General features: G+C 66.0%; 33 protein-coding genes and 1 tRNA gene. 28 read left to right on the forward strand and 6 right to left on the reverse strand.

From position 1 onward, the window contains the following. Window positions 1-44: 44 nt before the first annotated feature. The 6 genes from recA to ndhN all read right to left on the reverse strand — a co-directional run bounded on the left by recA (window position 45) and on the right by ndhN (window position 5,530). Window positions 45-1,175 carry a recombinase RecA gene (recA, locus tag KUL97_RS06355; protein ID WP_217796154.1) on the reverse strand — a complete coding sequence of 377 codons (1,131 nt, stop codon included), beginning with the start codon at window positions 1,173-1,175 and terminating at the stop codon, window positions 45-47. 156 nt (window positions 1,176-1,331) lie between these two features. Continuing rightward, window positions 1,332-2,084, reverse strand: a complete 753-nt coding sequence (locus tag KUL97_RS06360) for an HAD family hydrolase (protein WP_217796155.1) — start codon at window positions 2,082-2,084, stop codon at window positions 1,332-1,334. A gap of 18 nt (window positions 2,085-2,102) precedes the next feature. After that, window positions 2,103-2,174, reverse strand: a tRNA-Gln gene (locus tag KUL97_RS06365). A gap of 119 nt (window positions 2,175-2,293) precedes the next feature. Beyond that, window positions 2,294-3,964 carry an AAA family ATPase gene (locus tag KUL97_RS06370; protein WP_254896275.1) on the reverse strand — a complete coding sequence of 557 codons (1,671 nt, stop codon included), beginning with the start codon at window positions 3,962-3,964 and terminating at the stop codon, window positions 2,294-2,296. Window positions 3,965-4,019: 55 nt separating this feature from the next. Continuing rightward, window positions 4,020-5,066: an LdpA C-terminal domain-containing domain gene (locus KUL97_RS06375; protein WP_217796156.1), complete on the reverse strand. Its 1,047-nt coding sequence runs from the start codon at window positions 5,064-5,066 to the stop codon at window positions 4,020-4,022. Beyond that, window positions 5,063-5,530, reverse strand: a complete 468-nt coding sequence (ndhN, locus tag KUL97_RS06380) for an NAD(P)H-quinone oxidoreductase subunit N (RefSeq protein ID WP_217796157.1) — start codon at window positions 5,528-5,530, stop codon at window positions 5,063-5,065. Before ndhN ends, KUL97_RS06375 begins: the two co-directional genes overlap by 4 nt. Before the next feature lie 407 nt (window positions 5,531-5,937). Here ndhN and rplC point away from each other — a divergent pair, with 407 nt between their 5' ends. From rplC to rpsI, 28 genes are all read left to right on the forward strand, one after another. Continuing rightward, entirely contained in the window at window positions 5,938-6,585 is a 648-nt protein-coding gene (gene rplC / locus KUL97_RS06385; protein WP_217796158.1) for a 50S ribosomal protein L3, read from the forward strand. Window positions 6,586-6,596: 11 nt separating this feature from the next. After that, on the forward strand, window positions 6,597-7,232 hold the full coding sequence (gene rplD, locus KUL97_RS06390) for a 50S ribosomal protein L4 (protein ID WP_217796159.1): 636 nt from the start codon (window positions 6,597-6,599) through the stop codon (window positions 7,230-7,232). Next, complete coding sequence (locus KUL97_RS06395) at window positions 7,225-7,527, forward strand: 50S ribosomal protein L23 (RefSeq protein ID WP_217796160.1); 303 nt, start codon at window positions 7,225-7,227, stop codon at window positions 7,525-7,527. Before rplD ends, KUL97_RS06395 begins: the two co-directional genes overlap by 8 nt. 15 nt (window positions 7,528-7,542) lie before the next feature. Then, window positions 7,543-8,406 carry a 50S ribosomal protein L2 gene (gene rplB / locus KUL97_RS06400; protein WP_217796161.1) on the forward strand — a complete coding sequence of 288 codons (864 nt, stop codon included), beginning with the start codon at window positions 7,543-7,545 and terminating at the stop codon, window positions 8,404-8,406. A gap of 35 nt (window positions 8,407-8,441) precedes the next feature. After that, the gene (gene rpsS, locus KUL97_RS06405; RefSeq protein ID WP_217796162.1) at window positions 8,442-8,717 is read left to right on the forward strand and encodes a 30S ribosomal protein S19; all 276 of its coding nucleotides are present in this window, start codon (window positions 8,442-8,444) and stop codon (window positions 8,715-8,717) included. 4 nt (window positions 8,718-8,721) lie between these two features. Next, the gene (gene rplV / locus KUL97_RS06410; RefSeq protein ID WP_217796163.1) at window positions 8,722-9,075 is read left to right on the forward strand and encodes a 50S ribosomal protein L22; all 354 of its coding nucleotides are present in this window, start codon (window positions 8,722-8,724) and stop codon (window positions 9,073-9,075) included. 19 nt (window positions 9,076-9,094) lie between these two features. After that, the gene (gene rpsC / locus KUL97_RS06415) at window positions 9,095-9,823 is read left to right on the forward strand and encodes a 30S ribosomal protein S3 (RefSeq protein ID WP_217796164.1); all 729 of its coding nucleotides are present in this window, start codon (window positions 9,095-9,097) and stop codon (window positions 9,821-9,823) included. A 16-nt stretch (window positions 9,824-9,839) separates the two neighbouring features. After that, complete coding sequence (gene rplP, locus KUL97_RS06420) at window positions 9,840-10,301, forward strand: 50S ribosomal protein L16 (RefSeq protein ID WP_217796165.1); 462 nt, start codon at window positions 9,840-9,842, stop codon at window positions 10,299-10,301. Window positions 10,302-10,303: 2 nt separating this feature from the next. Beyond that, a complete protein-coding gene (gene rpmC / locus KUL97_RS06425) occupies window positions 10,304-10,513 on the forward strand; it encodes a 50S ribosomal protein L29 (RefSeq protein WP_010311657.1) in 210 nt (69 codons plus the stop codon). Between the two features lie 17 nt (window positions 10,514-10,530). Further along, window positions 10,531-10,782, forward strand: a complete 252-nt coding sequence (gene rpsQ, locus KUL97_RS06430) for a 30S ribosomal protein S17 (RefSeq protein ID WP_217796166.1) — start codon at window positions 10,531-10,533, stop codon at window positions 10,780-10,782. Between the two features lie 12 nt (window positions 10,783-10,794). Continuing rightward, entirely contained in the window at window positions 10,795-11,160 is a 366-nt protein-coding gene (rplN, locus tag KUL97_RS06435) for a 50S ribosomal protein L14 (protein WP_010311654.1), read from the forward strand. 1 nt (window position 11,161) lies between these two features. Continuing rightward, complete coding sequence (gene rplX / locus KUL97_RS06440) at window positions 11,162-11,518, forward strand: 50S ribosomal protein L24 (RefSeq protein ID WP_010311652.1); 357 nt, start codon at window positions 11,162-11,164, stop codon at window positions 11,516-11,518. 66 nt (window positions 11,519-11,584) lie between these two features. Further along, complete coding sequence (gene rplE, locus KUL97_RS06445) at window positions 11,585-12,124, forward strand: 50S ribosomal protein L5 (RefSeq protein ID WP_217796167.1); 540 nt, start codon at window positions 11,585-11,587, stop codon at window positions 12,122-12,124. A 19-nt stretch (window positions 12,125-12,143) separates the two neighbouring features. Continuing rightward, window positions 12,144-12,545 (forward strand): 30S ribosomal protein S8, encoded by a 402-nt coding sequence (gene rpsH / locus KUL97_RS06450; RefSeq protein WP_010311648.1) that lies wholly within the window; start codon window positions 12,144-12,146, stop codon window positions 12,543-12,545. A gap of 16 nt (window positions 12,546-12,561) precedes the next feature. Then, window positions 12,562-13,101 carry a 50S ribosomal protein L6 gene (rplF, locus tag KUL97_RS06455; RefSeq protein WP_217796168.1) on the forward strand — a complete coding sequence of 180 codons (540 nt, stop codon included), beginning with the start codon at window positions 12,562-12,564 and terminating at the stop codon, window positions 13,099-13,101. Between the two features lie 32 nt (window positions 13,102-13,133). Further along, window positions 13,134-13,499, forward strand: coding sequence for a 50S ribosomal protein L18 (gene rplR / locus KUL97_RS06460; protein ID WP_217796169.1), 366 nt, complete (start codon window positions 13,134-13,136; stop codon window positions 13,497-13,499). Window positions 13,500-13,513: 14 nt separating this feature from the next. Continuing rightward, window positions 13,514-14,155, forward strand: coding sequence for a 30S ribosomal protein S5 (gene rpsE / locus KUL97_RS06465; RefSeq protein ID WP_217796170.1), 642 nt, complete (start codon window positions 13,514-13,516; stop codon window positions 14,153-14,155). Window positions 14,156-14,163: 8 nt separating this feature from the next. Further along, entirely contained in the window at window positions 14,164-14,616 is a 453-nt protein-coding gene (gene rplO, locus KUL97_RS06470; protein WP_217796171.1) for a 50S ribosomal protein L15, read from the forward strand. Window positions 14,617-14,721: 105 nt separating this feature from the next. Beyond that, window positions 14,722-16,038, forward strand: a complete 1,317-nt coding sequence (secY, locus tag KUL97_RS06475; protein ID WP_217796172.1) for a preprotein translocase subunit SecY — start codon at window positions 14,722-14,724, stop codon at window positions 16,036-16,038. 68 nt (window positions 16,039-16,106) lie between these two features. Further along, entirely contained in the window at window positions 16,107-16,655 is a 549-nt protein-coding gene (locus KUL97_RS06480; protein ID WP_217796173.1) for an adenylate kinase, read from the forward strand. A gap of 46 nt (window positions 16,656-16,701) precedes the next feature. Next, window positions 16,702-16,815: a 50S ribosomal protein L36 gene (rpmJ, locus tag KUL97_RS06485; protein ID WP_010311631.1), complete on the forward strand. Its 114-nt coding sequence runs from the start codon at window positions 16,702-16,704 to the stop codon at window positions 16,813-16,815. 68 nt (window positions 16,816-16,883) lie between these two features. Next, window positions 16,884-17,249, forward strand: coding sequence for a 30S ribosomal protein S13 (gene rpsM / locus KUL97_RS06490; protein ID WP_010311628.1), 366 nt, complete (start codon window positions 16,884-16,886; stop codon window positions 17,247-17,249). Window positions 17,250-17,379: 130 nt separating this feature from the next. Further along, the gene (gene rpsK, locus KUL97_RS06495) at window positions 17,380-17,772 is read left to right on the forward strand and encodes a 30S ribosomal protein S11 (protein ID WP_010311626.1); all 393 of its coding nucleotides are present in this window, start codon (window positions 17,380-17,382) and stop codon (window positions 17,770-17,772) included. Between the two features lie 57 nt (window positions 17,773-17,829). Further along, entirely contained in the window at window positions 17,830-18,768 is a 939-nt protein-coding gene (locus tag KUL97_RS06500; RefSeq protein WP_217796204.1) for a DNA-directed RNA polymerase subunit alpha, read from the forward strand. 51 nt (window positions 18,769-18,819) lie between these two features. After that, a complete protein-coding gene (gene rplQ / locus KUL97_RS06505; RefSeq protein WP_010311623.1) occupies window positions 18,820-19,170 on the forward strand; it encodes a 50S ribosomal protein L17 in 351 nt (116 codons plus the stop codon). A 35-nt stretch (window positions 19,171-19,205) separates the two neighbouring features. Then, window positions 19,206-20,111, forward strand: coding sequence for a tRNA pseudouridine(38-40) synthase TruA (gene truA / locus KUL97_RS06510; protein ID WP_254896276.1), 906 nt, complete (start codon window positions 19,206-19,208; stop codon window positions 20,109-20,111). A gap of 177 nt (window positions 20,112-20,288) precedes the next feature. After that, window positions 20,289-20,741: a 50S ribosomal protein L13 gene (rplM, locus tag KUL97_RS06515; RefSeq protein ID WP_029553138.1), complete on the forward strand. Its 453-nt coding sequence runs from the start codon at window positions 20,289-20,291 to the stop codon at window positions 20,739-20,741. Continuing rightward, window positions 20,738-21,139 (forward strand): 30S ribosomal protein S9, encoded by a 402-nt coding sequence (gene rpsI / locus KUL97_RS06520; RefSeq protein ID WP_217796174.1) that lies wholly within the window; start codon window positions 20,738-20,740, stop codon window positions 21,137-21,139. Before rplM ends, rpsI begins: the two co-directional genes overlap by 4 nt. Window positions 21,140-21,166: the final 27 nt, after the last annotated feature.

The following is a 21,166-nucleotide window of genomic DNA, read 5'->3' on the forward strand; positions in this document are numbered from 1 at the left end:
GGGGGCTTTTTATTGCGCTGGTCTGCGACCACTCCCCGCTGGCTTCAGCTGGCGGCCGGCACTGCCTCCTCGCTCGTGCTGGCAGCGCCGCCGCTGGCGGCCAGGCGAGCAGCGGCGGCGGCCACAGGTTTGAGGGAGTCGCTGGTTTCGCTCAGCTTCTCGCGCACCTGGCGCTCGATCTTCTCCTTGGGCTCGGGGTTCTGCTCGAGCCAGGTGATCGTGTTGTCGCGGCCCTGGCCGATGTTGTCGCCTTCGTAGCTGTACCAGGCGCCCTTGCGCACCACCACGCCGTTTTCTTCGGCAAGATCCAGCAGGCAGCCCACGGTGCTGATGCCGCGGCCGAACAGGATGTCGAACTCAGCGATCCGGAACGGCGGCGCCACCTTGTTTTTGGCCACCTTCACCTTGGCGCGGATGCCGTATTCCTCCGTGCCGCGCTTGAGGGTCTGGATGCGGCGGATGTCGAGGCGCACCGACGCGTAGAACTTCAGGGCATTACCGCCGGTGGTGGTTTCGGGGTTGCCGTAGGTCACGCCGATCTTCTGGCGCAGCTGGTTGAGGAAGATCACGGTGCAGCCGGATTTGCCGATGTTGCCGGTGATCTTGCGCATGGCCTGGCTCATCAGGCGGGCCTGGCTACCGACCGCCAGATCGCCCATTTCGCCTTCGATTTCAGCGCGGGGGGTGAGGGCGGCCACCGAGTCGACCACCACGATGTCAACGGCGGCGGAGCGCACCAGCTGATCGACGATCTCCAGCGCCATCTCGCCGGTGTCGGGCTGGGACACCAGCAGATTTTCGATATCCACGCCCAGGGCGGCGGCGTAGACCGGATCCAGGGCGTGTTCAGCGTCGACGAAGGCTGCAACGCCACCGCGGCGTTGCACCTCGGCGATGGCGTGCAGGGTGAGGGTGGTTTTACCGGAACTTTCCGGGCCGTAGATCTCCACCACCCGGCCCTTGGGGTAACCCCCGCCCAGGGCGAGGTCGAGGGTGAGGGCGCCGGTGGGGCTGGTCTCGATCCGCATGCGCGAGGCATCCCCCAGGCGCATGATCGAGCCCTTGCCGAAGTTGCGTTCGATCTGGTTGAGCACCAGGCCCAGGGCCTTGTCGCGCTCGGGATTGGTGTTGGAGGCGCCAGCGGCGGTGCTGCTGGTTTTGGTGTCGGCTGGCATGTCTGCGATTCAGCGATGGGGGCAGGCCGCGGTGCAGGGAGCCGGCGGAACCGGGCTCATCCTGGGCGACCTCATCTACAGAAGTGCCACCGCAGGCGCCAGATGTTTCACCGCTGCCGGCTCCACCTGGCTGTAGTACAGGCGTACGCTAGCGGATCAGGGCCAGCTCGCCAGGGGTGCGGCGAACTGCTCCGGGTCCAATGGGCTGATGCCGGCCGGCAGATTCGCCAGGTCGCCGGGGGAGAGGTAGCCCCAGGTGACCAGGTAGCAGCGCACCGCTTCCAGCCCAGCGGTGCTGCGCACGCGCTCGAGGGTGGGTCGGCGATCTTCCACAAACCAGATCGGGCGCGATTGCTGGCGGCTCAGCTGCAGCAGCACCTCGGGCTTGCTGCCCTGTTCATGGCCATCCACCGCTTCGGGCTGCAGACCGTAGGCCTGCAGCAGCTCCTGGGCGAAGGCCCCCCCCTTGGTGGTGAGCACCCGCCAGGGGGTGCCTCCTTGGCTCAGGGCCTGCAGCCGTGTGATCACGCCGGGGTAGGGCTGGTGCAGGGCCAACCAGGCCTCGGGGTGGCTGGCGATCGCTTGTTGGCGCAGCTCCTCGAGGCTGCGTTGCAGGGTGTGGGGCTCGAGCTGCCAGCGCACCAGCGCAGCCTGGAGATGGCGCTCGTAATGCTGGAGGTAATCGGCCAGGTTGAGCTCGGGCCTGGAGAGCTCCAGGGCGGCCAGCACCATTTCCCAGCCCTTGTGGATCAGCGGCCTCAGCTGGCTGAACGCGGGGGGTGCCTGCTCGGGCAGCGTGCGCTCGGGGCAGAGCGCCAGGGCTGCGCGGCGAGCGCTCCACCAGTACTCGGCCATGCCGTCCACCAGCACGCCATCAAAATCGAACACCAGCAGTGGCGCATCAGCCATGGCTGGAAGCTCGGAAAACTGGGCCGCTAGGATTCGAACCTAGGAATGGCGGGACCAAAACCCGCTGCCTTACCACTTGGCGACGGCCCAACGAGTCGCTCAGGTCAGGCGCCGAAGCGCTGCTGTGCGAGCACTCAGATAGTTACCCACAGCGGGTCGACCTTCGTCAATCTCGGCGGCCAATCTCGGGCCTCCTCCTGCCTCCGCCATCAGCGCGGAAAGATGCGCAGCCGCTGCTGGCGGCCGCTGCCGAAGTCGGCCGAGGTCAGCTGATAGCGGGCAGCCAGCTCCGCCTGCAGGCGACGCACCCGCTCGCTGCGGGGCAGCAATTCCACCGGTTGCCCCTTGGCCAGCACGAGCTGCTCCACGGCCAGGCGGCACTCCTCCAGGGCGGCCAGATCGTCGTCGGCGCCGCTGCGGCCCGGCTCGGCCTGGGGGGGCTCCGCCGGCTCCCGGCGCTGCAGCAGCCGCTCGAGGCCCCGTTGCACCTGCGGAAGGGTGTCGGCCTTGATCACCAGGATCGGCACGCCGGCCTGTTGGGCCCGGCGCCGCAGCTCCGGTTGCTGGCCCAGGTGCTGCCGTAGGGCCAGCACCACATCGGCCTCTTCCACGGCATCCACGCACTGCACCGGCAGGCGGCGGCTGCGGATCGCCTGCTCCAGCAACAGCGCACTCACGCCCACCCTGTAGAGCAGCAGTGGCGCCTGGGGGGCGGCGGCCTTGGCTTCATCCACTGCCTCGGCGGGCGCGGGAGCGGCCACTGGATCCGGCAGGGGCACCGGAGCCAGTTCGCGAGGGCGGCGCGGCAGCGGCGGCCGTCCGCCCTGGGCCGGTTCTGGGCGGATCAGGGCCTGGGGCGGGCTCGGTTCCTGGAGGTGCAGGCGGCCATCGCCATCGAGTTCGCGCACCTGCGGCCGCGGCAGCTGGCCGCGCAGCAGCAGATCCACGGTGCGGGCCACATCGCGATGCACCAGCCAGCGGTGGCGGCTGTGCATCTCCACCGCCAGGGGGAAGGTGGGCTCGGCGGCGCGCTCCAGCACGGTTTTCTGGGTGCGCCGTCGCCGGGCTTCCTCATCACCGAGGGTCACCGATTCGATGCCCCCCACCAGATCGCTGAGGGTGGGGTTCTTCACCAGGTTGGCGAGCTCGTTGCCGTGGGCTGTGGCCACGAGCATCACGCCCCGCTCGGCGATGGTGCGCGCCGCCTGCGCTTCGAGCTCCGTGCCGATTTCATCGATCACGATGACTTCCGGCATGTGGTTTTCCACCGCCTCGATCATCACCTGGTGCTGCAGTTCGGGACGGGCCACCTGCATGCGCCGGGCCCGGCCGATGGCGGGGTGGGGAATGTCGCCATCGCCGGCGATCTCGTTGCTGGTGTCGATCACCACCACCCGCTTGCCCAGGTCATCGGCCAGCACCCGGGCGATCTCGCGCAGGGCGGTGGTTTTGCCCACGCCGGGGCGGCCCATCAGCAGCAGCGATTGGCCCGAATCCATCAGATCCCGCACCATCGCCACCGTGCCGAACACGGCCCTCCCCACCCGGCAGGTGAGTCCCACGATCGTGCCGGTGCGGTTGCGGATGGCGCTGATGCGGTGCAGGGTGCGCTCGATGCCGGCGCGGTTGTCGCCGCCGAAGGCCCCCAGTTGCTCCACCACGGCGGCCAGATCGGCCCGCTCCACCACCGCCTCGCCGAGGCTCACGGCCCGGCCGGGGTAGCGGGCCTCCGGCACCCGGCCCAGATCGAGCACCACTTCCAACAGCTGCTCGCGCGCCTCCACGGGTGCCAGCGCCTGCCGCACGGCCTCGGGCAACACCTCCAGCAGGCGGTCGAGATCGTCGGTGATGCGCTGGGGGGTGATTGGAGCGGAAACCATCACAGAGGGCGGAACCGGCGGACGCGCCGGCATTCCTGGACTGGCGTTCTAGCCATCAGCGGCGCTGCCAGGGCGCCAGGAGGGCCTGGGCCAGGTTCAGGGCCTGCTCGAACAGCTCCGGGCAGTCCCGCAGCAACCCGCCGTGCGCTTCGGCCTCTAGCAGCAACGGTTGCAGCAGGCTGCGGGCCATGCCGCCGAAGGCCACACCCGCCGCACCCGCCCCGGCGGAGAGCAGCTCAGCGGTGTGGGCGTTGGTGCCGCCAGCCAGCTGCAGGGGGCCTGGCGGGGCCCAGGGGCGGATCGCCTCCAACAGCTTCACGGCGGAGCGGGCCGTGCCGGCACCCACATCACCGCTCATCGGCCGGCCATCGAGTTGCCAGAGCGGCCGGAACCCTGCCGCGCGCAGCAGGGCAAAGCGCTGCCATAGCTCCGCCGCCAGTTCGCGCGCGCTGAGGGGGCTGGTTTGGGCGCCGGCGGCCCCGGAGCCGCCCTGGGCCCCGCGCTCGAGGCCGCAGCTCACCGCCAGGCGCTGGAGGCGTATCCCGCTGGCCTGCACCTGCTGCAGCCGTTGGGCAAAGGCCTCCTGGCGGCCCGCCTGGGTGTGCAACTCCACCGCATCGGGTTGCACGCTGGCCAGCAGCTGCGGCACCACCTCGGGGCTGAGCAGCACCTGCTGCTCATCGATCAGGCCCAGGGGGCAGGCGGGCAGGCAGCGGCCGCAGCCGTAACAGCGCTCTGCCAACACACCGCCGCTGGGGCCGATGGCCAGGGCTGGACAAACCCGTTGGCAGGGCCTGAGGCAGTCGCTTGGGCAGCGCTGGGGATCAAAGCTCGCCTTGCGGAAATGGGGATCGGCCCCGTCGCTGAGGCTGAGCATCAGCCAGGGTCTGGCGGCGCCGCGTGCCTCAGCCCAGGCCATGCCGCGCCGCGCTGCGGCGGCCACGGCGGCATTGGCGGCTACATCAATGCAGTGCACGCCGGCGAGGCTGTACACGGCGCATAGATCTTCGATCGCGGCCAGGTCTTGATTGCCGGCGCCGCAGATCAGTTTCACGAAGCGGCCGGCCGCCAGGGCGGCTTCGGCAGCCGCCAGCGTGCTCAAGCGGCCTGGGCGAGCACCGAAGCCAGCGGCTGCCAGCGCAGGGACCGGGCACCACCCAGCTCCACCACGATCTTCAGGCGCGGTTCACGGCGGGTGAGCTCAAGCAGGGCGGCCAGTTCGGCCTGGGAGAGCACCTGGCCTTCCAGCAGCCAAAGCAGCACCGGCGCGTTGCCATCAAAGAGGTGGCCGAGCTGGGGGGCGGCCATCTGCACCTCACCCACCGCTGCGCCACGACCCACACTTTGGTGGCCGAGGTGGGGCGGGCGCACACCGTGTTGCTGCAGCAGGAAGGCTTCTGGATCCCCCAGCCCCCGAGCTGAGGTGATCTGGGCTCGGTAGCCCGCGGCGCGCATACGGCGCAGCAGGCGCGTTTCGGCTCCACCTTCTAAAGGTGCGTAGAGGGCGAGAGCGCCAGCCCGCTCCAGCTCCTGGCGGAATCCGCGGCCGGTGAGCAGCAGGGGCATGGGCTGAGCGGGATGTTGGGGGCGAGTCTGGCAGGACACCGCCGGGCCATGGGGTGTCGGTCGGTGAGATACCATGTTCGCTTGTGCAATTGCAACTGTGCCCGTCCGCTAGCCGGGCCTCCAGCGCACTGCACAAAGGTCGCCAGTGGTGGCGGCCTTCCCGGGCCTGTGTGGCTCTCTTGAGTCACCGGGAAACTGCTGAATCTGATGACCGGCTCCTTCACGGGTTCCGCTCGTCCCAGCAAGTCCCAGCCCCCGCTGTTTCGACGCTGCTAGCCCAACCGAATCTGCGTGCTGCTCCCCGGATCACTCCGGAAGCGGCCCATCCGATACGGCCCCACGGCGCAACCCGATTCAGCCACGCCACTCCAGAGGAGTGGTGGTCCTGCTGGCGTTTCTCCCTCCATATGTCCATCGGCATTCTTGGGAAGAAACTGGGCATGTCCCAGTTCTTCGACGACGAAGGCAGATCCATCCCGGTCACCGTGATCGAGGCGGGTCCCTGCCGGATTACCCAACTCAAAACCGACAGCACCGACGGCTACACCGCCGTTCAGCTGGGCTTCGGTGACATCCGCGAGAAGCTCGTCAACAAGCCGGCCAAGGGTCACCTGGCCAAGTCCGGCAGCGAGCCTCTGCGCCACCTGAAGGAATACCGCGTCGATTCCGTCGACGGTCTGGAGCTCGGTAGCGCAATCACCGTGGCCGCCTTTGAGGCGGGCCAGAAGGTCGATGTGAGCGGCGACACCATTGGTCGTGGTTTCGCTGGTTATCAGAAGCGTCACGGCTTCAGCCGCGGCCCCATGACCCACGGTTCGAAGAACCACCGCGAACCGGGTTCCACCGGCGCCGGCACCACCCCGGGCCGCGTCTACCCCGGTAAGCGCATGGCTGGTCGCTACGGCGGCAAGCAAATCACCACCCGCGGCCTCGTGATCCTGAAAGTGGATGCCGAGCGCAACCTGCTCGTGGTGAAGGGCTCGGTGCCCGGTAAGCCCGGCGCCCTGCTGAACATCCTCCCCGCCAAGCGGGTGGGCGCTAAAGCCGCGAACTGAGGAGGACAGAGATGGCTAACTGTGTTGTTCGCGATTGGCAGGGCAAGGAGGCCGGCAAGGCCAGCCTTGAGCTGAAGGTCGCCAAGGAAACGTCCGCCAAGGATCTGGTACACCGCGCTGTGGTGCGTCAGCTGGCCCACGCCCGTCAGGGCACGGCCAGCACCCTCACCCGCGCTGAGGTGGCCGGCGGTGGTCGCAAGCCCTACAAGCAGAAGGGCACCGGTCGCGCCCGTCAGGGTTCGATCCGCACCCCCCTGCGTCCCGGTGGTGGCGTGGTGTTCGGGCCCAAGCCCCGCACCTACAACCTGGCGATGAATCGTAAGGAGCGTCGCCTCGCCCTGCGCACCGCCCTGATGAGCCGCGCTGCGGACATCACCGTGGTGAAGGGTTTCGCCGCTGGTCTGGACACCCCCAAGACCAAGGAGATCACCGCAGCCCTGAGCCGCTTCGGCATCGCCGATGGCGCCAAGGTGCTGCTGGTGCTGGATGCCCCCAGCGAGGTGGTGCGCCGCTCGGTGCGCAACCTTGAAAAGGTGAAGCTGATCGCCGCTGATCAGCTCAACGTGTTCGATCTGCTCCACGCCAACGCCCTGGTGGTGAGCGAGGAAGCGCTCGCGAAGATTCAGGAGGTCTACGGCGATGACTGAACGCTTTAAAGGTCGTCTGGCGGATGTGATCCGCCGGCCGCTGATCACCGAGAAGGCCACCCGGGCCATCGAGCAGAACCAGTACACCTTCGAGGTGGACCATCGGGCGGCCAAGCCCGACATCAAGGCCGCCGTCGAGCAGCTGTTCGACGTCAAGGTCGTCGGCGTCAGCACCATGAATCCCCCGCGCCGCACCCGTCGCGTGGGCCGTTTCGCCGGCAAGCGTGCCCAGGTGAAGAAGGCCGTGGTGCGCCTGGCCGATGGCAACGCCATCCAGCTCTTCCCTGAAGCCTGAGGGGTTTAACGAATCATGGGAATCCGTAAGTACCGCCCCATCACCCCCGGCACCCGCACCCGTGTCGCCAGCGACTTCGCTGAAGTCACCGGCCGCGGGCGCGAGCGGGGCCTGGTGGTGGCCAAGCACCAGCGCAAGGGCCGCAACAACCGCGGCGTGATCACCTGCCGCCACCGTGGCGGTGGCCACAAGCGCCTTTATCGCGTCGTTGATTTCCGTCGCGACAAGCACGGCGTGGTCGCCAAGGTGGCCGCGATCCACTACGACCCGCACCGCAACGCCCGCCTGGCGCTGCTCTTCTACGCCGATGGCGAGAAGCGCTACATCCTGGCTCCGGCCGGTGTAGCGGTGGGCTCCACCGTGGTGTCGGGCCCTGAGGCTCCGATCGAGAACGGCAACGCGCTGCCTCTCTCCGCCATCCCCCTCGGCTCCAGCGTTCACTGCGTTGAGCTGTACGCCGGTCGCGGCGGCCAGATGGTGCGCACCGCCGGTGCCAGTGCCCAGGTGATGGCCAAGGAAGGCGATTACGTCGCCCTCAAGCTGCCCTCCACCGAGGTGCGCCTGGTGCGCCGTGAGTGCTACGCCACCCTCGGCGAAGTGGGTAACTCCGAAGTGCGCAACACCAGCCTGGGTAAGGCCGGTCGTCGTCGCTGGCTCGGTCGTCGCCCTCAGGTGCGAGGCAGCGTGATGAACCCCTGCGATCACCCCCACGGTGGTGGCGAGGGCCGCGCTCCGATCGGCCGCTCCGGCCCTGTCACCCCCTGGGGCAAACCGGCCCTGGGTCTCAAGACCCGCAAGCGGAACAAACCCAGCAATCGGTTTGTGCTCCGGAAACGTCGTCGCACCTCCAAGCGGAGCCGCGGCGGACGCGATTCGTGATCCAACTCACCGCTTTGCTGTTCGTTTAAACCGCTATGGGACGCTCTCTCAAAAAAGGTCCGTTTATTGCCGACAGCCTTCTGCGGAAGGTTGAAAAGCAGAACGCGGCCGGTGACAAGTCCGTGATCAAGACCTGGTCGCGCGCTTCCACCATCCTGCCGATGATGATCGGCCACACGATTGCCGTTCACAACGGCAAGGCTCACGTGCCCGTCTACGTGACGGAGCAGATGGTGGGCCACAAGCTCGGGGAATTTGCGCCGACGCGCAACTTCCGCGGCCACATCAAGGACAAGAAAGGAGGCCGCTGAGGACATGGCAAACACCTCATCCACCACTGCCCAGGCCCACGGCCGTTTCATTCGGGGCTCTGCCTCGAAGGTGCGCCGGGTGCTCGATCAGATCCGTGGTCGCAGCTATCGCGACGCGCTGATCATGCTCGAGTTCATGCCCTACCGCTCCACCGGCCCGATCACCAAGGTGCTGCGCAGTGCGGTGGCCAATGCCGAGCACAACCTGGGTCTCGATCCTTCTTCACTCGTGATCGCTTCCGCCACGGCGGACATGGGTCCGGTGATGAAGCGCTATCGCCCCCGCGCCCAGGGTCGCGCCTACGCGATCCAGAAAAAGACCTGCCACATCAGCATTGCTGTGGCTCCTGCCGCCTGACCCCCGAGGACACCGACCGATGGGACACAAGATCCATCCAACCGGACTGCGCCTGGGGATCACCCAGGAGCACCGGTCCCGCTGGTATGCCCCCAGCAAGACCTATCCGACCCTTCTTCAAGAAGACGATCGGATCCGCAAGTTCATCCACAAGAAGTACGGCGCCGCTGGCATCAGCGACGTGGTGATCGCCCGCAAGGCTGATCAGCTCGAAGTGGAACTCAAAACCGCCCGCCCCGGCGTGCTCGTTGGCCGTCAGGGCAGCGGCATCGAGGAGCTGCGCAGCGGCATCCAGAAAACCATTGGTGATTCCGCCCGTCAGGTGCGGATCAACGTGGTGGAAGTGGAGCGCGTCGACGCCGACGCCTACCTGCTGGCTGAGTACATCGCCCAGCAACTGGAGAAGCGCGTGGCCTTCCGCCGCGTGATGCGCATGGCCATCCAGCGCGCCCAGCGCGCTGGCGTGCTCGGCCTCAAGATCCAGGTGAGCGGCCGCCTCAACGGCGCCGAGATCGCTCGGACCGAGTGGACCCGCGAAGGCCGCGTGCCCCTGCACACCCTCCGCGCCGACATCGATTACGCCACCAAGGTGGCCACCACCACCTACGGGGTGCTGGGAATCAAGGTGTGGGTGTTCAAGGGCGAAGTGCTGCCCGGCAACAAGGACAAGGTGCCCGTGGGTGCAGCGCCGAAGCGCCGCGCCAGCCGCCGGCCCCAACAGTTCGAAGACCGTTCGAACGAAGAGTGATCAGGAGGCCTGAACCATGCTGAGTCCAAGACGCGTCAAATTCCGTAAGCAGCAGCGCGGCCGCATGCGCGGTGTCGCCACCCGTGGCAACACCATCGCCTTCGGTGAGTTCGCTCTGCAGGCCCAGGAGTGCGGGTGGATCACCTCCCGTCAGATTGAGGCCAGCCGCCGTGCCATGACCCGCTACGTGAAGCGGGGCGGAAAGATCTGGATCCGGATCTTCCCCGACAAGCCGGTGACCATGCGCCCCGCTGAAACCCGTATGGGTTCCGGTAAGGGCAACCCCGAGTTCTGGGTGGCCGTGATCAAGCCCGGTCGCATCCTGTTCGAGATGGGCGGTGCCGACATCACCCCCGAGATCGCCAAGGAAGCCATGCGCCTGGCGCAGTACAAGCTGCCCGTGAAGACCAAGTTCCTGACCCTCGCGGATCAGGACGCTGCCCAGGCTGCCGAAGCGGCCACCACCGTGGAGTCCTGACCATGGCCCGTCCCGACATCGCCGAGGTGCGCAAGCTTTCCGACGGCGACATCACCACCCAGATCGACGACACCCGTCGCGAGCTGTTCACCCTTCGCTTTGAGCAGGCCACCCGCCGTCTCGAGCAACCGCACCGCTTCAAGGCCGCCCGCATCAAGCTGGCCCAGCTGCTGACGGTGCAAACGGAGCGCCAGCGCTCCGCCGCTTCCTGATCCCCTACGTAACCGTTATGGCAACCAAGGAAAGGGTCGGCACCGTCGTCAGCGACAAGATGGACAAGACCGTGGTGGTGGCGGTGGAAAACCGCTTCCCTCACCCCATCTATCAAAAGACGGTGAGCCGCACCAAGCGCTACAAGGCGCACGACGAGGAGAACACCTGCAAGGTGGGTGACCGCGTCCGCATCACCGAGACCCGTCCCCTCAGCCGCACCAAGCGCTGGGCCGTGGCCGAGGTGCTGAACAAAAGCAGCGCCAGCTGAGGAGATCTCCCGATGATTCAACAGGAAACATTCCTCAACGTCGCTGATAACAGCGGCGCCAAGCGCATCCAGTGCATCCGTGTGCTGGGCACCAACCGTCGCTACGCCCACGTGGGCGATGTGATCGTGGCCGCCGTCAAAGACGCCATGCCCAACATGGGCGTGAAGAAGTCGGATGTGGTGAAGGCCGTGGTGGTCCGCACCAAGGCCACCCTGCGTCGCGTCAACGGCAACTCGATCCGCTTTGACGACAACGCTGCCGTGATCCTCGGCACTGACAACAACCCCAAGGGCACCCGCGTCTTCGGTCCTGTGGCACGCGAACTGCGCGACCGCAACTTCACCAAGATCGTGTCCCTCGCTCCGGAGGTGATCTGAGATGGCGACTGCCACCCCTAAAGCCAAGGCTCAGGTGCGCACCAAGATGCGCATCAAAAAGGGCGACACCGTGCAGGTGATCAGCGGTAAGGACAAGGGCAAGACCGGTGAGGTCCTGCGCACCCTTCCCTACGAGAACCGCGTGGTGGTGCAGGGTGTGAACCTGCGCACCCGCCACGTCAAGCCCACCCAGGAGGGCGAGACCGGCCGCATCGTCACCGAGGAAGCGTCCCTGCACGCGTCCAACGTGATGCTCTATTCCACCGACAAAAAGGTGGCCAGCCGCGTGGAAATCGTGGTGGAGAAAGACGGCACCAAGAAGCGCCGCCTCAAGAAAACCGGCGAGATCCTCGACTGATCTTCCTCTCTATCAACCTTGTCCGCCTTCTGACCAAGCCCAGAAGCGCAACCCCTGTCCCCCGTCATGTCCCTTAAACAGAACTATCGGGAGAAGATCCAGCCCAAGCTGCTCAAGGATCTCAACCTCTCGAACATTCACGAAGTCCCCAAGCTGGTCAAAGTGACCGTCAACCGGGGCCTCGGTGAAGCCGCCCAGAATGCCAAGGCCCTCGAGGCCTCCATCGAGGAGCTGGCCACGATCACCGGTCAAAAGGTGAATGTGACCCGCGCCAAGAAAGCCATCGCCGGCTTCAAGATCCGTCAGGGCATGCCGATCGGTGTGGCCGTCACCCTGCGTGGCGACCGCATGTATGCGTTCCTCGAGCGTCTGATCCATCTGGCTCTGCCGCGCATCCGCGATTTCCGCGGTGTGAGCGACAAGAGCTTTGACGGTCGGGGCAACTACACCCTTGGGGTGAAGGAGCAAATCATTTTCCCTGAGATCTCCTTCGACAAGATCGATGCCATCCGGGGCATGGACATCACCATCGTGACCACTGCCCGTAACGACGAAGAGGGCCGGGCCCTCCTCCGCGAGATGGGAATGCCGTTCCGCAGTAACTGAGCCCTCTTCGGACCCGACCATGGCTAATCACGACCCGATTTCCGACATGCTCACCCGCATCCGCAATGCGAGTGAGAAACGTCACCAATCCACCAAGGTGCCTGCATCGCGCATGGCACGCAGCATCGCCAAGGTGCTGCAGCAGGAGGGTTTCATCGCCGAGATCTCTGAAGAGGGTGAAGGCGTTGAGAAGCACCTCGTGCTCGAACTCAAGTACAGCGGCAAGCACCGTCAGCCGCTGATCCGCACCGTGCAGCGCGTCAGCAAGCCCGGTCTGCGCATCTACAAGAACACCCGCCAGCTCCCCAAGGTGCTGGGCGGTCTCGGCGTGGCCATCATCTCCACCTCCAAAGGTGTGATGAGCGACCGCGATGCCCGCAAGCAGGGTGTCGGCGGCGAAGTGCTCGCTTACGTCTACTGATCAGGGAGGTTGATCCATGTCTCGTATTGGTAAAGCGCCGATTCCCGTTCCGGGCGGCGTCACCGTCACCCTCAGCGGTCTCGACGTCAAAGTCAAAGGCCCCAAAGGTGAACTGAGCCGCACCCTCCCCGACGGTGTGACCATTGCCCAGGACGGCAGCACCCTCGTGGTGGCTCCCGCCAGCGACAACCGTCGCTCCCGTGAGCGCCATGGCCTCTGCCGCACCCTCGTCGCCAACATGGTGGAAGGGGTGAGCAAGGGCTACACCCGCAAGCTCGAGATCGTTGGTGTGGGCTACCGCGCCGCCGTTCAAGGCAAGAAGCTGGTGGTGAGCGCTGGCTATAGCCACCAGGTGGAGATGGTGCCTCCCGACGGCGTGACCTTCGCCGTGGATGGCAACACCACCGTGCTCGTCTCCGGTGCCGACAAGGAACTGGTGGGCAACGAAGCAGCCAAGGTTCGCGCCATTCGTCCGCCTGAGCCCTACAAGGGCAAGGGCATCAAGTACGAGGGTGAACGCATCCTGCGTAAGGCCGGTAAGACCGGTAAGAAATGAGGTCTGCCTGAGCGTCGTTACCCTGTACTGCCATGTCCACACTGTCCCGCAAGCAGCAGACGCAGAAACGCCACCGGCGTCTGCGTCGCAATCTCTCCGGCACCGCCGCGCGTCCGCGCCTGGCCGTGTTCCGCTCCAACAACCACATCTACGCGCAGCTCATCGACGACGATGCGCAGAGCACCCTCTGCTCTGCCTCCACCGTCGATAAGGAGCTGCGCTCCAACGTCTCGGCTGCTGCCACCTGCGATGCTTCCGTCGCCGTTGGTCAACTGGTGGCCAAGCGTGCCCTGGCTAAGGGCATCCAACAGGTGGTCTTCGATCGAGGCGGCAACCTGTACCACGGCCGTGTCAAGGCCTTGGCTGACGCCGCCCGGGAAGCGGGCCTTCAGTTCTGATCCCTGCTCTCACCATGACCGAAACCAACGACCAGATCCAGTCCAACGACATCCCGGGCGCGGCTGATGTTCCTGCAGCGGCCGAAGGCCAGCAGGAGCGCCGTGGTGGCCGGGGCGAGGGCCGGGGTGACCGCCGCGGCCGTGGCCGTGACAACCGCCGTGGCCAGGAGCGTGACTCCGAGTGGCAAGAGCGCGTGGTGCAAATCCGCCGCGTCTCCAAGACCGTGAAAGGCGGTAAGAAGATGAGCTTCCGGGCCATCGTTGTTGTCGGCAACGAGAAGGGCCAGGTGGGCGTGGGCGTCGGCAAGGCCGGCGATGTGATCGGCGCTGTCCGTAAGGGCGTGGCCGATGGCAAGAAGCACCTGGTGAAGGTGCCCCTCACCCGTCATTCCTCGATCCCCACCCTTGGCAATGGTCGCGACGGCGCCGCCAGCGTGCTGATTCGCCCCGCTGCCCCGGGTACCGGTGTGATCGCGGGCGGTTCGATCCGCACGGTGCTGGAGCTCGCCGGCATCAAGAATGTGCTGGCCAAGCGCCTCGGCTCGAAGACCCCCCTCAACAACGCCCGCGCCGCCATGGATGCCCTGGCCGGCCTGCGCACCCACAAGGAGACCGCCAAGGAGCGTGGCATCTCCCTCGAGCAGATCTACTCCTGAGGATTGCCATGACGTCGCTCAATCTCCAATCCCTCGCCCCCCAAAAGGGCGCCCGTCGCCGCAAGCTCCGTAAGGGTCGTGGCATCGCCGCCGGCCAAGGTGCCAGCTGCGGTTTCGGGATGCGCGGTCAGAAGTCCCGCTCGGGTCGTCCCACCCGTCCGGGCTTCGAAGGTGGTCAGATGCCTCTGTACCGCCGGGTGCCGAAGCTCAAGCACTTCACCGTGATCAACCCCAAGAACTTCACGGTGATCAACGTGGGCAAGCTGGCTGAGCTCAAGGCCGGCAGCACCGTCAACATCGACAGCCTCGTGAAAGACGGCATCGTCACCAGCCCCAAGCACCCCCTGAAGGTGCTCGGCACCGGCGACCTCAAGGTGAAGCTCACCGTTCAGGCTGCTGCCTTCACCGCCAGCGCCCGCGAGAAGATCGAGGCTGCAGGTGGCTCCTGCGAAGTGATCTGAGCTTCGGCTTGGTTCTGACCCCGACCCATTAGCGTCGGTGCCGCCTGGCGGAGCCTCCCGGCTTCTCCAGGCGGTTTTTTGTTCTCCGTTCTCCGCCCGCCCGTCATGCTCGTCAGCCGGGGTCGCAACCCCAGTGCCGGTGAAATCATCACCCAGCTGATTCAGGCCAAGGATCTGCGCAACCGCGTGCTGATCACCCTTGGCTTGCTCCTGTTGGTGCGTCTGGGGATTTACATCCCCGTTCCCGGCATCGATCGGGCCGCCTTTCAGGACTTCATCGCCCGTGGCGGTCAGCTGATCGGCTTCCTTGACATCTTCACCGGGGGTGGCATCTCCACCCTCGGGGTGTTCGGTCTGGGAATTCTTCCGTTCATCAACGCCTCGATCATCCTGCAGCTGCTCACGTCTGCGCTGCCGCAGCTGGAGGATCTGCAGAAGAACGAGGGTGAGGCGGGGCGCCGCAAGATCGCCCAGTACACCCGCTATGTGGCCTTGGGCTGGGGCATCCTCCAAAGCGTGGTGTTCGCCCTGATCCTGCGCCCCTATGCCACCGCCGGCACCTCTGAGCTGGTGTTTGTGCTGCAGACCGCCGTCGCCCTGGTGACGGGTTCGATGGTGGTGATGTGGATCAGTGAGGTGATCACCGAGCGCGGTATTGGCCAGGGCGCCTCGCTGGTGATCTACCTCAACATCGTGGCCACCTTGCCGCGGGCGCTGGGCTCCACGATTGAGCTCGCCCAGAGCGGCGATCGCAGCACCGTGGGCGGCATCGTGGTGCTTGTGGCCGTGTTCCTGATCACGATCGTGGGCATCGTGTGCGTGGAGGAGGGCAGCCGCCGCATCCCGATCGTGAGCGCCAAGCGTCAGGTAGGCGGTGCCAGTCTGTCTGCTCGCCAGAGCTATCTGCCCCTGAAGCTCAATGCCGGCGGCGTGATGCCAATCATTTTCGCCTCGGCTGTGGTGTTCCTGCCGCTCACCATTGCCAACATCACCAAGCAGCCCTGGCTGATCAACATCGCCGCGGCCCTCAGCCCCAACAGCGGTACACCCTGGCTGTATGCGCTGCTGTTTTTTGCGCTGATCATCGGCTTCTCGTTCTTTTACGCCACCCTCACGATCAACCCCGTGGATGTGGCCACCAACCTGAAGCGCTCCGGTGTGGCCATCCCAGGCGTGCGTCCTGGCTCGGCCACCGCTGGATACCTCAGCGGTGTGCAAAATCGGCTCACCCTGCTGGGTGCTTTGTTCCTCGGTGCAGTGGCGATCATCCCCTCGGCGGTGGAATCGGCCACCCAGGTGAAAACCTTCCAGGGCCTCGGTGCCACCAGCCTGCTGATCCTGGTAGGCGTGGCGATCCAAACCGCCAAACAGCTTCAAACCGCTGTGATCTCCCAGCGCTACGAGGGCATGGTGCGCCAGTGAGCGCGAGCTGAGCTCTCAGCCTTCCTTCCTGTTTTTCCCCTTCCCGTTCCGTCGTTCGCCGTTCTGTCATGAAGCAACGCCTTCTCTTCCTCGGTCCTCCCGGTGCCGGCAAGGGCACGCAGGCCCAGCGCCTGGCGGAAAGCCAGGGTCTGTTGCACCTGTCCACCGGTGATCTGCTGCGGGCTGAAGTGGCCGCCGGCAGTGAGCTGGGCAAGGAAGCCGAGGCGGTGATGGCCCGCGGCGAGCTGGTGAGCGATGCGCTGGTGCTGGCCATCGTGCGCAGCCGTCTGCAGGCCCACAGCGGCGGCTGGTTGCTCGATGGCTTCCCCCGCAACGTGGCCCAGGCCGATGCCCTCGCGGCGCTGCTCGCGGAACTCGGCCAGCAGATTGAGCTGGTGGTGCTGATGGAGCTCGACGATTCGGTGCTGGTGCAGCGCCTGCTCTCCCGCGGCCGCGCCGACGACAACGAAGCGGTGATCCGCCACCGCCTCGAGGTGTACCGCCAGCAGACCGAGCCCCTGATCGCTTACTACCGCGAGCGTGGCCTGATTGCTCCGGTGGAAGCCGCCGGTACGGTGGAGGAGATCGGAGCGCGGATCGCTCAGGTGCTGGCTTGACCGCTGTGGTAGGGTCGTCGTTTGCAAAATTGGAGAGACCGCTCCCATGAAGGTGCGTGCCTCGGTCAAGAAAATGTGCGACAAGTGCCGGGTGATTCGTCGCCACGGCCGGGTGATGGTGATTTGCGCCAACCCCAAGCACAAGCAGCGCCAGGGTTGATCCCTGGTTGAGTCTTGCCATCGGCCTTCGGGCCAACCCCTCCCCTGCTCACCCTATCGTTAGTTTCTGTGGCTCGGATTGCCGGCGTTGATATTCCTCGCGACAAGAGGATCGAAATCGCCCTCACCTATGTGTACGGGATTGGCCTGACCACGGCCCAAAAAATCCTGGCCAAAACCGGTGTTAACCCCGACACCCGCGTGAAAGACCTCGACGACGCCGACGTGCAGAAGCTGCGCGGCGCGGCTGAGTCGTACACCCTGGAAGGCGACCTGCGCCGCCAGGAAGGCATGGCGATGAAGCGCCTGCAAGACATTGGTTGCGTTCGCGGCCGTCGTCACCGTGCCGGCCTGCCCGTGCGTGGTCAGCGCACCCGCACCAATGCCCGCACCCGCCGCGGCGCCCGTAAGACCGTTGCCGGTAAGAAGAAGTAAGGCCTGACCTTGCTTCCGGCCTTCGGCCAACCCCTTCGCACCTGCCGTTCGGTTCCCGTAGGGCACCGGCGTCACCAGGTCGCCCCCCTCAGTTCCCTGATCACCTCCCTGCTGTTGCAGGGCTTTATCCATGGCCAAGCCCGCCAAGAAATCCGGCGCTAAGAAGACCAAGCGGAATGTGCCCAATGGTGTGGCGCACATTCAGAGCACCTTCAACAACACCATCGTTTCGATCACCGACACCGCTGGTGAAGTGATCTCTTGGAGCTCCGCTGGAGCCAGTGGTTTCAAGGGCGCCCGTAAGGGCACTCCCTTCGCCGCTCAGACCGCCGCAGAAGCAGCCGCCCGTCGCGCCCTTGAGCAGGGGATGCGCCAGATCGAGGTGCTGGTGCGCGGTCCTGGTTCCGGCCGTGAAACCGCCATCCGTGCTCTGCAGGTGGCTGGCCTGGAGATCACCCTGATTCGCGACGTCACCCCCCTGCCCCACAACGGCTGCCGCCGCTCCAAGCGTCGCCGGGTCTGATCCGACGTTTTGCCCCGCCCCAGAGGGGGCTCCTCCTCTTCTTTCGAGCTTCAGACCGTGTTGCAGTACCAGATCGATCGGGTTGAACACCAGATCGCCGACGACCGTTCCCAGACCGGCGTCTTTGTGATCGGCCCCCTTGAGCGGGGCCAGGCCATCACCCTCGGCAACTCCCTGCGCCGCGTGCTGATGGGAGCCCTCGAGGGCAGCGCCATCACCGCCGTGCGCATCGCCGGCGTGAACCACGAATACGCCACCGTTCCCGGTGTGCGCGAAGACGTTCTCGACATCCTGCTGAACTGCAAAGACATCGCCGTCAGCAGCCGCACCCGCGAGCTGGAGATCGGTCGTCTGGTGGCCAACGGTCCTTGCACCGTCACCGCCTCTGACCTGCAGTTCTCCTCGCAGGTGAACGTGATCGACGGCGACCGTCCGATCGCCACCGTGGCCGACGGCTACAGCCTCGAGCTCGAAGTGCACGTGGAGCGTGGCGTGGGTTATCGCCCGGTGGATCGCCGCAGCGAAGACACCAGCGCCATCGATCTGCTTCAGATCGATGCCGTGTTCATGCCGGTGCGCCGCGTGAACTACAGCGTGGATGAAACCGCAGTGGGCGAAGGCGGCTCTGCCCGCGAGCGCCTGCGCCTGGAGATCGAAACCGATGGCTCCGTCACCCCTGACGACGCCATGGCCCAGGCCGCCAATCAGTTGATTGCGCTGTTCCAGCCCCTGGCCAGCCTCACCATGGTGGATGAGCCCGGCCTTGAGCCCGAGCCCTCCGCTGAAGCGCAGATCCCCCTCGAGGAGCTGAACCTCTCGGTTCGCGCCTACAACTGCCTCAAGCGTGCCCAGGTCAACTCCGTGTCTGATCTGATGGGCTTCAGCTACGAAGATCTGCTGGAGATCAAGAACTTCGGCTCCAAGTCGGCCGATGAAGTGATCGAAGCGCTGGAGCGCATCGGCATCTCCCTGCCCCAGAGCCGCACCAGCGCCTGATCGAGCGCGAGTCGTTTCCTTTTCTGTTCACACCAACCCTCCGCATCCGTCATGCGCCACCAGTGCCGAGTTCCCAAGCTGGGACGCCCCGCTGACCAACGCAAAGCCATGCTGCGCGCCCTCACCACGCAGCTGATCCGCGAAGGTCGCCTCACCACCACCAAGGCCCGCGCCAAGGCCCTGCGCGATGAAGCCGAGCGCATGATCAGCTTGGCTAAGGACGGCAGCCTCGCCGCCCGTCGCCGCGCCATCGGCTACATCTACGACAAGCAGCTCGTGCACGCCCTGTTCGACAAGGCTCAAGAGCGTTACGGCGATCGGAACGGCGGCTACACCCGCATCATCCGCACCGTGCCCCGCCGCGGCGACAATGCCGAGATGGCGATCATCGAGCTGGTCTGATTCAGCTTCAGCGTTTCAACCGCCGCGCGTGATCCATGGATCCGCGCGGCTTTGTTGTGTCTGGCCCTTGTGCCTTGAGCGTTGTGGAACCGTCTGCCCCTCCCCTCACCCCCGCAGTACGGCGCATCGCGCTCTGCCTGCAATACGACGGTGCCCCCTACTGCGGCTGGCAGCGGCAGCCCCGTGATCCCAGCGTTCAGGAAACCCTCGAGACGGCCATTGCCGCCCTGGATCCCCGCCGCCCGCTGAGCGTGCAGGCCGCGGGGCGCACCGACACCGGTGTGCACGCGGCCGCTCAAGTGGTGCACTTCGATGCCGAAGGGCCTATCCCCGCCCAGCGCTGGCCAGCCGCCTTGAATGGCCGGTTGCCCGCCAGCATCCGTGTGCGTGCTGGGGCCGAGGTGCCGGCCGACTGGCATGCCTGCTTCAGTGCCAGCTACCGGCGCTACCGCTACACGCTGTACAACGCCCGCCTGCCCAATCTGTTTCTGGCGCCCTGGAGCTGGCATCGCTACCAGCTGCGCCTCGATGAGCAGCGGATGCGCCAGGCCCTCGAGGGCATGCTTGGCGAGCATGATTTCGCGGCGTTTGAGCGCGCCGGCAGCTCCCGCTCTCATTCGCGCACGACCCTTCAGGAGGTGTCGGTGGAGCGCCGGGGCGATCTGATCGAGGTGGAGCTCCAGGCCAGCGGTTTCCTCTACGGCATGGTGCGCTTGGTGATGGGCCAGCTGGTGGCGGTGGGGGAGCAGCGCCTGAGCCTGGCGGCCTTCGAGCAGCGTTGGCGCAGCGGTGCCCGCCATGAAGTGAAGGAAGCCGCACCACCCCACGGGCTCACCCTGTTGCGGGTGGGTTACCCCACGGCGGTGTTCCCTGATGCCGCCTGGTATGATTGCCAACCGCGGTATTTGCTGGAGTGTTCCGACTCTCCGCCCCGCGCCTGATCCAGCCCTCCGCGAAGGGGGCGTGTCAGGCGGCGAGGTAGGGTCGCTCCACGAGCTTCAGACGTCCGAGTGATCGGATGCCCTGCCGTCCCAGTCCAGACCTCCCGTCCAGACACCCTGTCCCGCCCCCTGTTCGCTTGAGCAGTGGAGCTCTTACCGATCCGGCCCGCCGGTGCGATGAACAAGACTCTCGTTCCCCCTCAGGATCCCTCCAGTCGCCAGTGGTACCTGGTGGATGCTGAGAACCAGACCCTCGGCCGTCTCGCCAGCGAAGTGGCATCGGTGCTCCGGGGCAAGAACAACCCCAACTTCGCTCCTCACATTGATGCCGGCGATTTCGTCGTGGTGATCAATGCCGAGAAGGTGAAGGTCAGCGGTAACAAGTTCACGGAGAAGGTCTACCGCCGTCACTCGGGTCGTCCCGGTGGCATGAAGACCGAATCCTTTGCTGCGCTCCAGGCGCGCATTCCCGAGCGGATCATCGAGAAGGCCGTGAAGGGCATGCTGCCCCACAACGCCCTCGGTCGTCAGCTGTTCCGCAAGCTGAAGGTGTACAAGGGTGCTGAGCATCCCCACGCCGCCCAGCAGCCCCAGGCCCTCGCCCTCGATCCCGCCGCTTCCGCCCAATGAGCACCAACTCCGTCGTCTACTGGGGAACCGGCCGCCGCAAGACAGCAGTCGCTCGCGTGCGCGTGGTTCCCGGCACCGGCACCGTGACCATCAATGGTCGCCCCGGTGACAACTACCTCAACTACAACCCCGTTTACCTGGCGGCCGTCACCGCTCCGTTGCAGACCCTGGGTCTGGCCAGCGAGTACGACATCCTGGTGAACGTGCGCGGCGGTGGCCTCACTGGCCAGGCCGATGCGATCAAGCAGGGTGCAGCCCGTGCGCTGTGCGAGCTCTCCCCCGAGAACCGCAAGCCCCTCAAGACCGAAGGCCACCTCAGCCGCGACCCCCGCGCCAAGGAGCGTCGTAAGTACGGCCTGAAGAAAGCCCGTAAGGCTCCTCAGTTCTCCAAGCGCTGATTCCGCTTCAGCTCCTCAGCTCCGTAT

The organism is Synechococcus sp. HK05 (assembly GCF_019104765.1).
In the GTDB taxonomy this organism is placed as follows: Bacteria; Cyanobacteriota; Cyanobacteriia; order PCC-6307; family Cyanobiaceae; genus Vulcanococcus.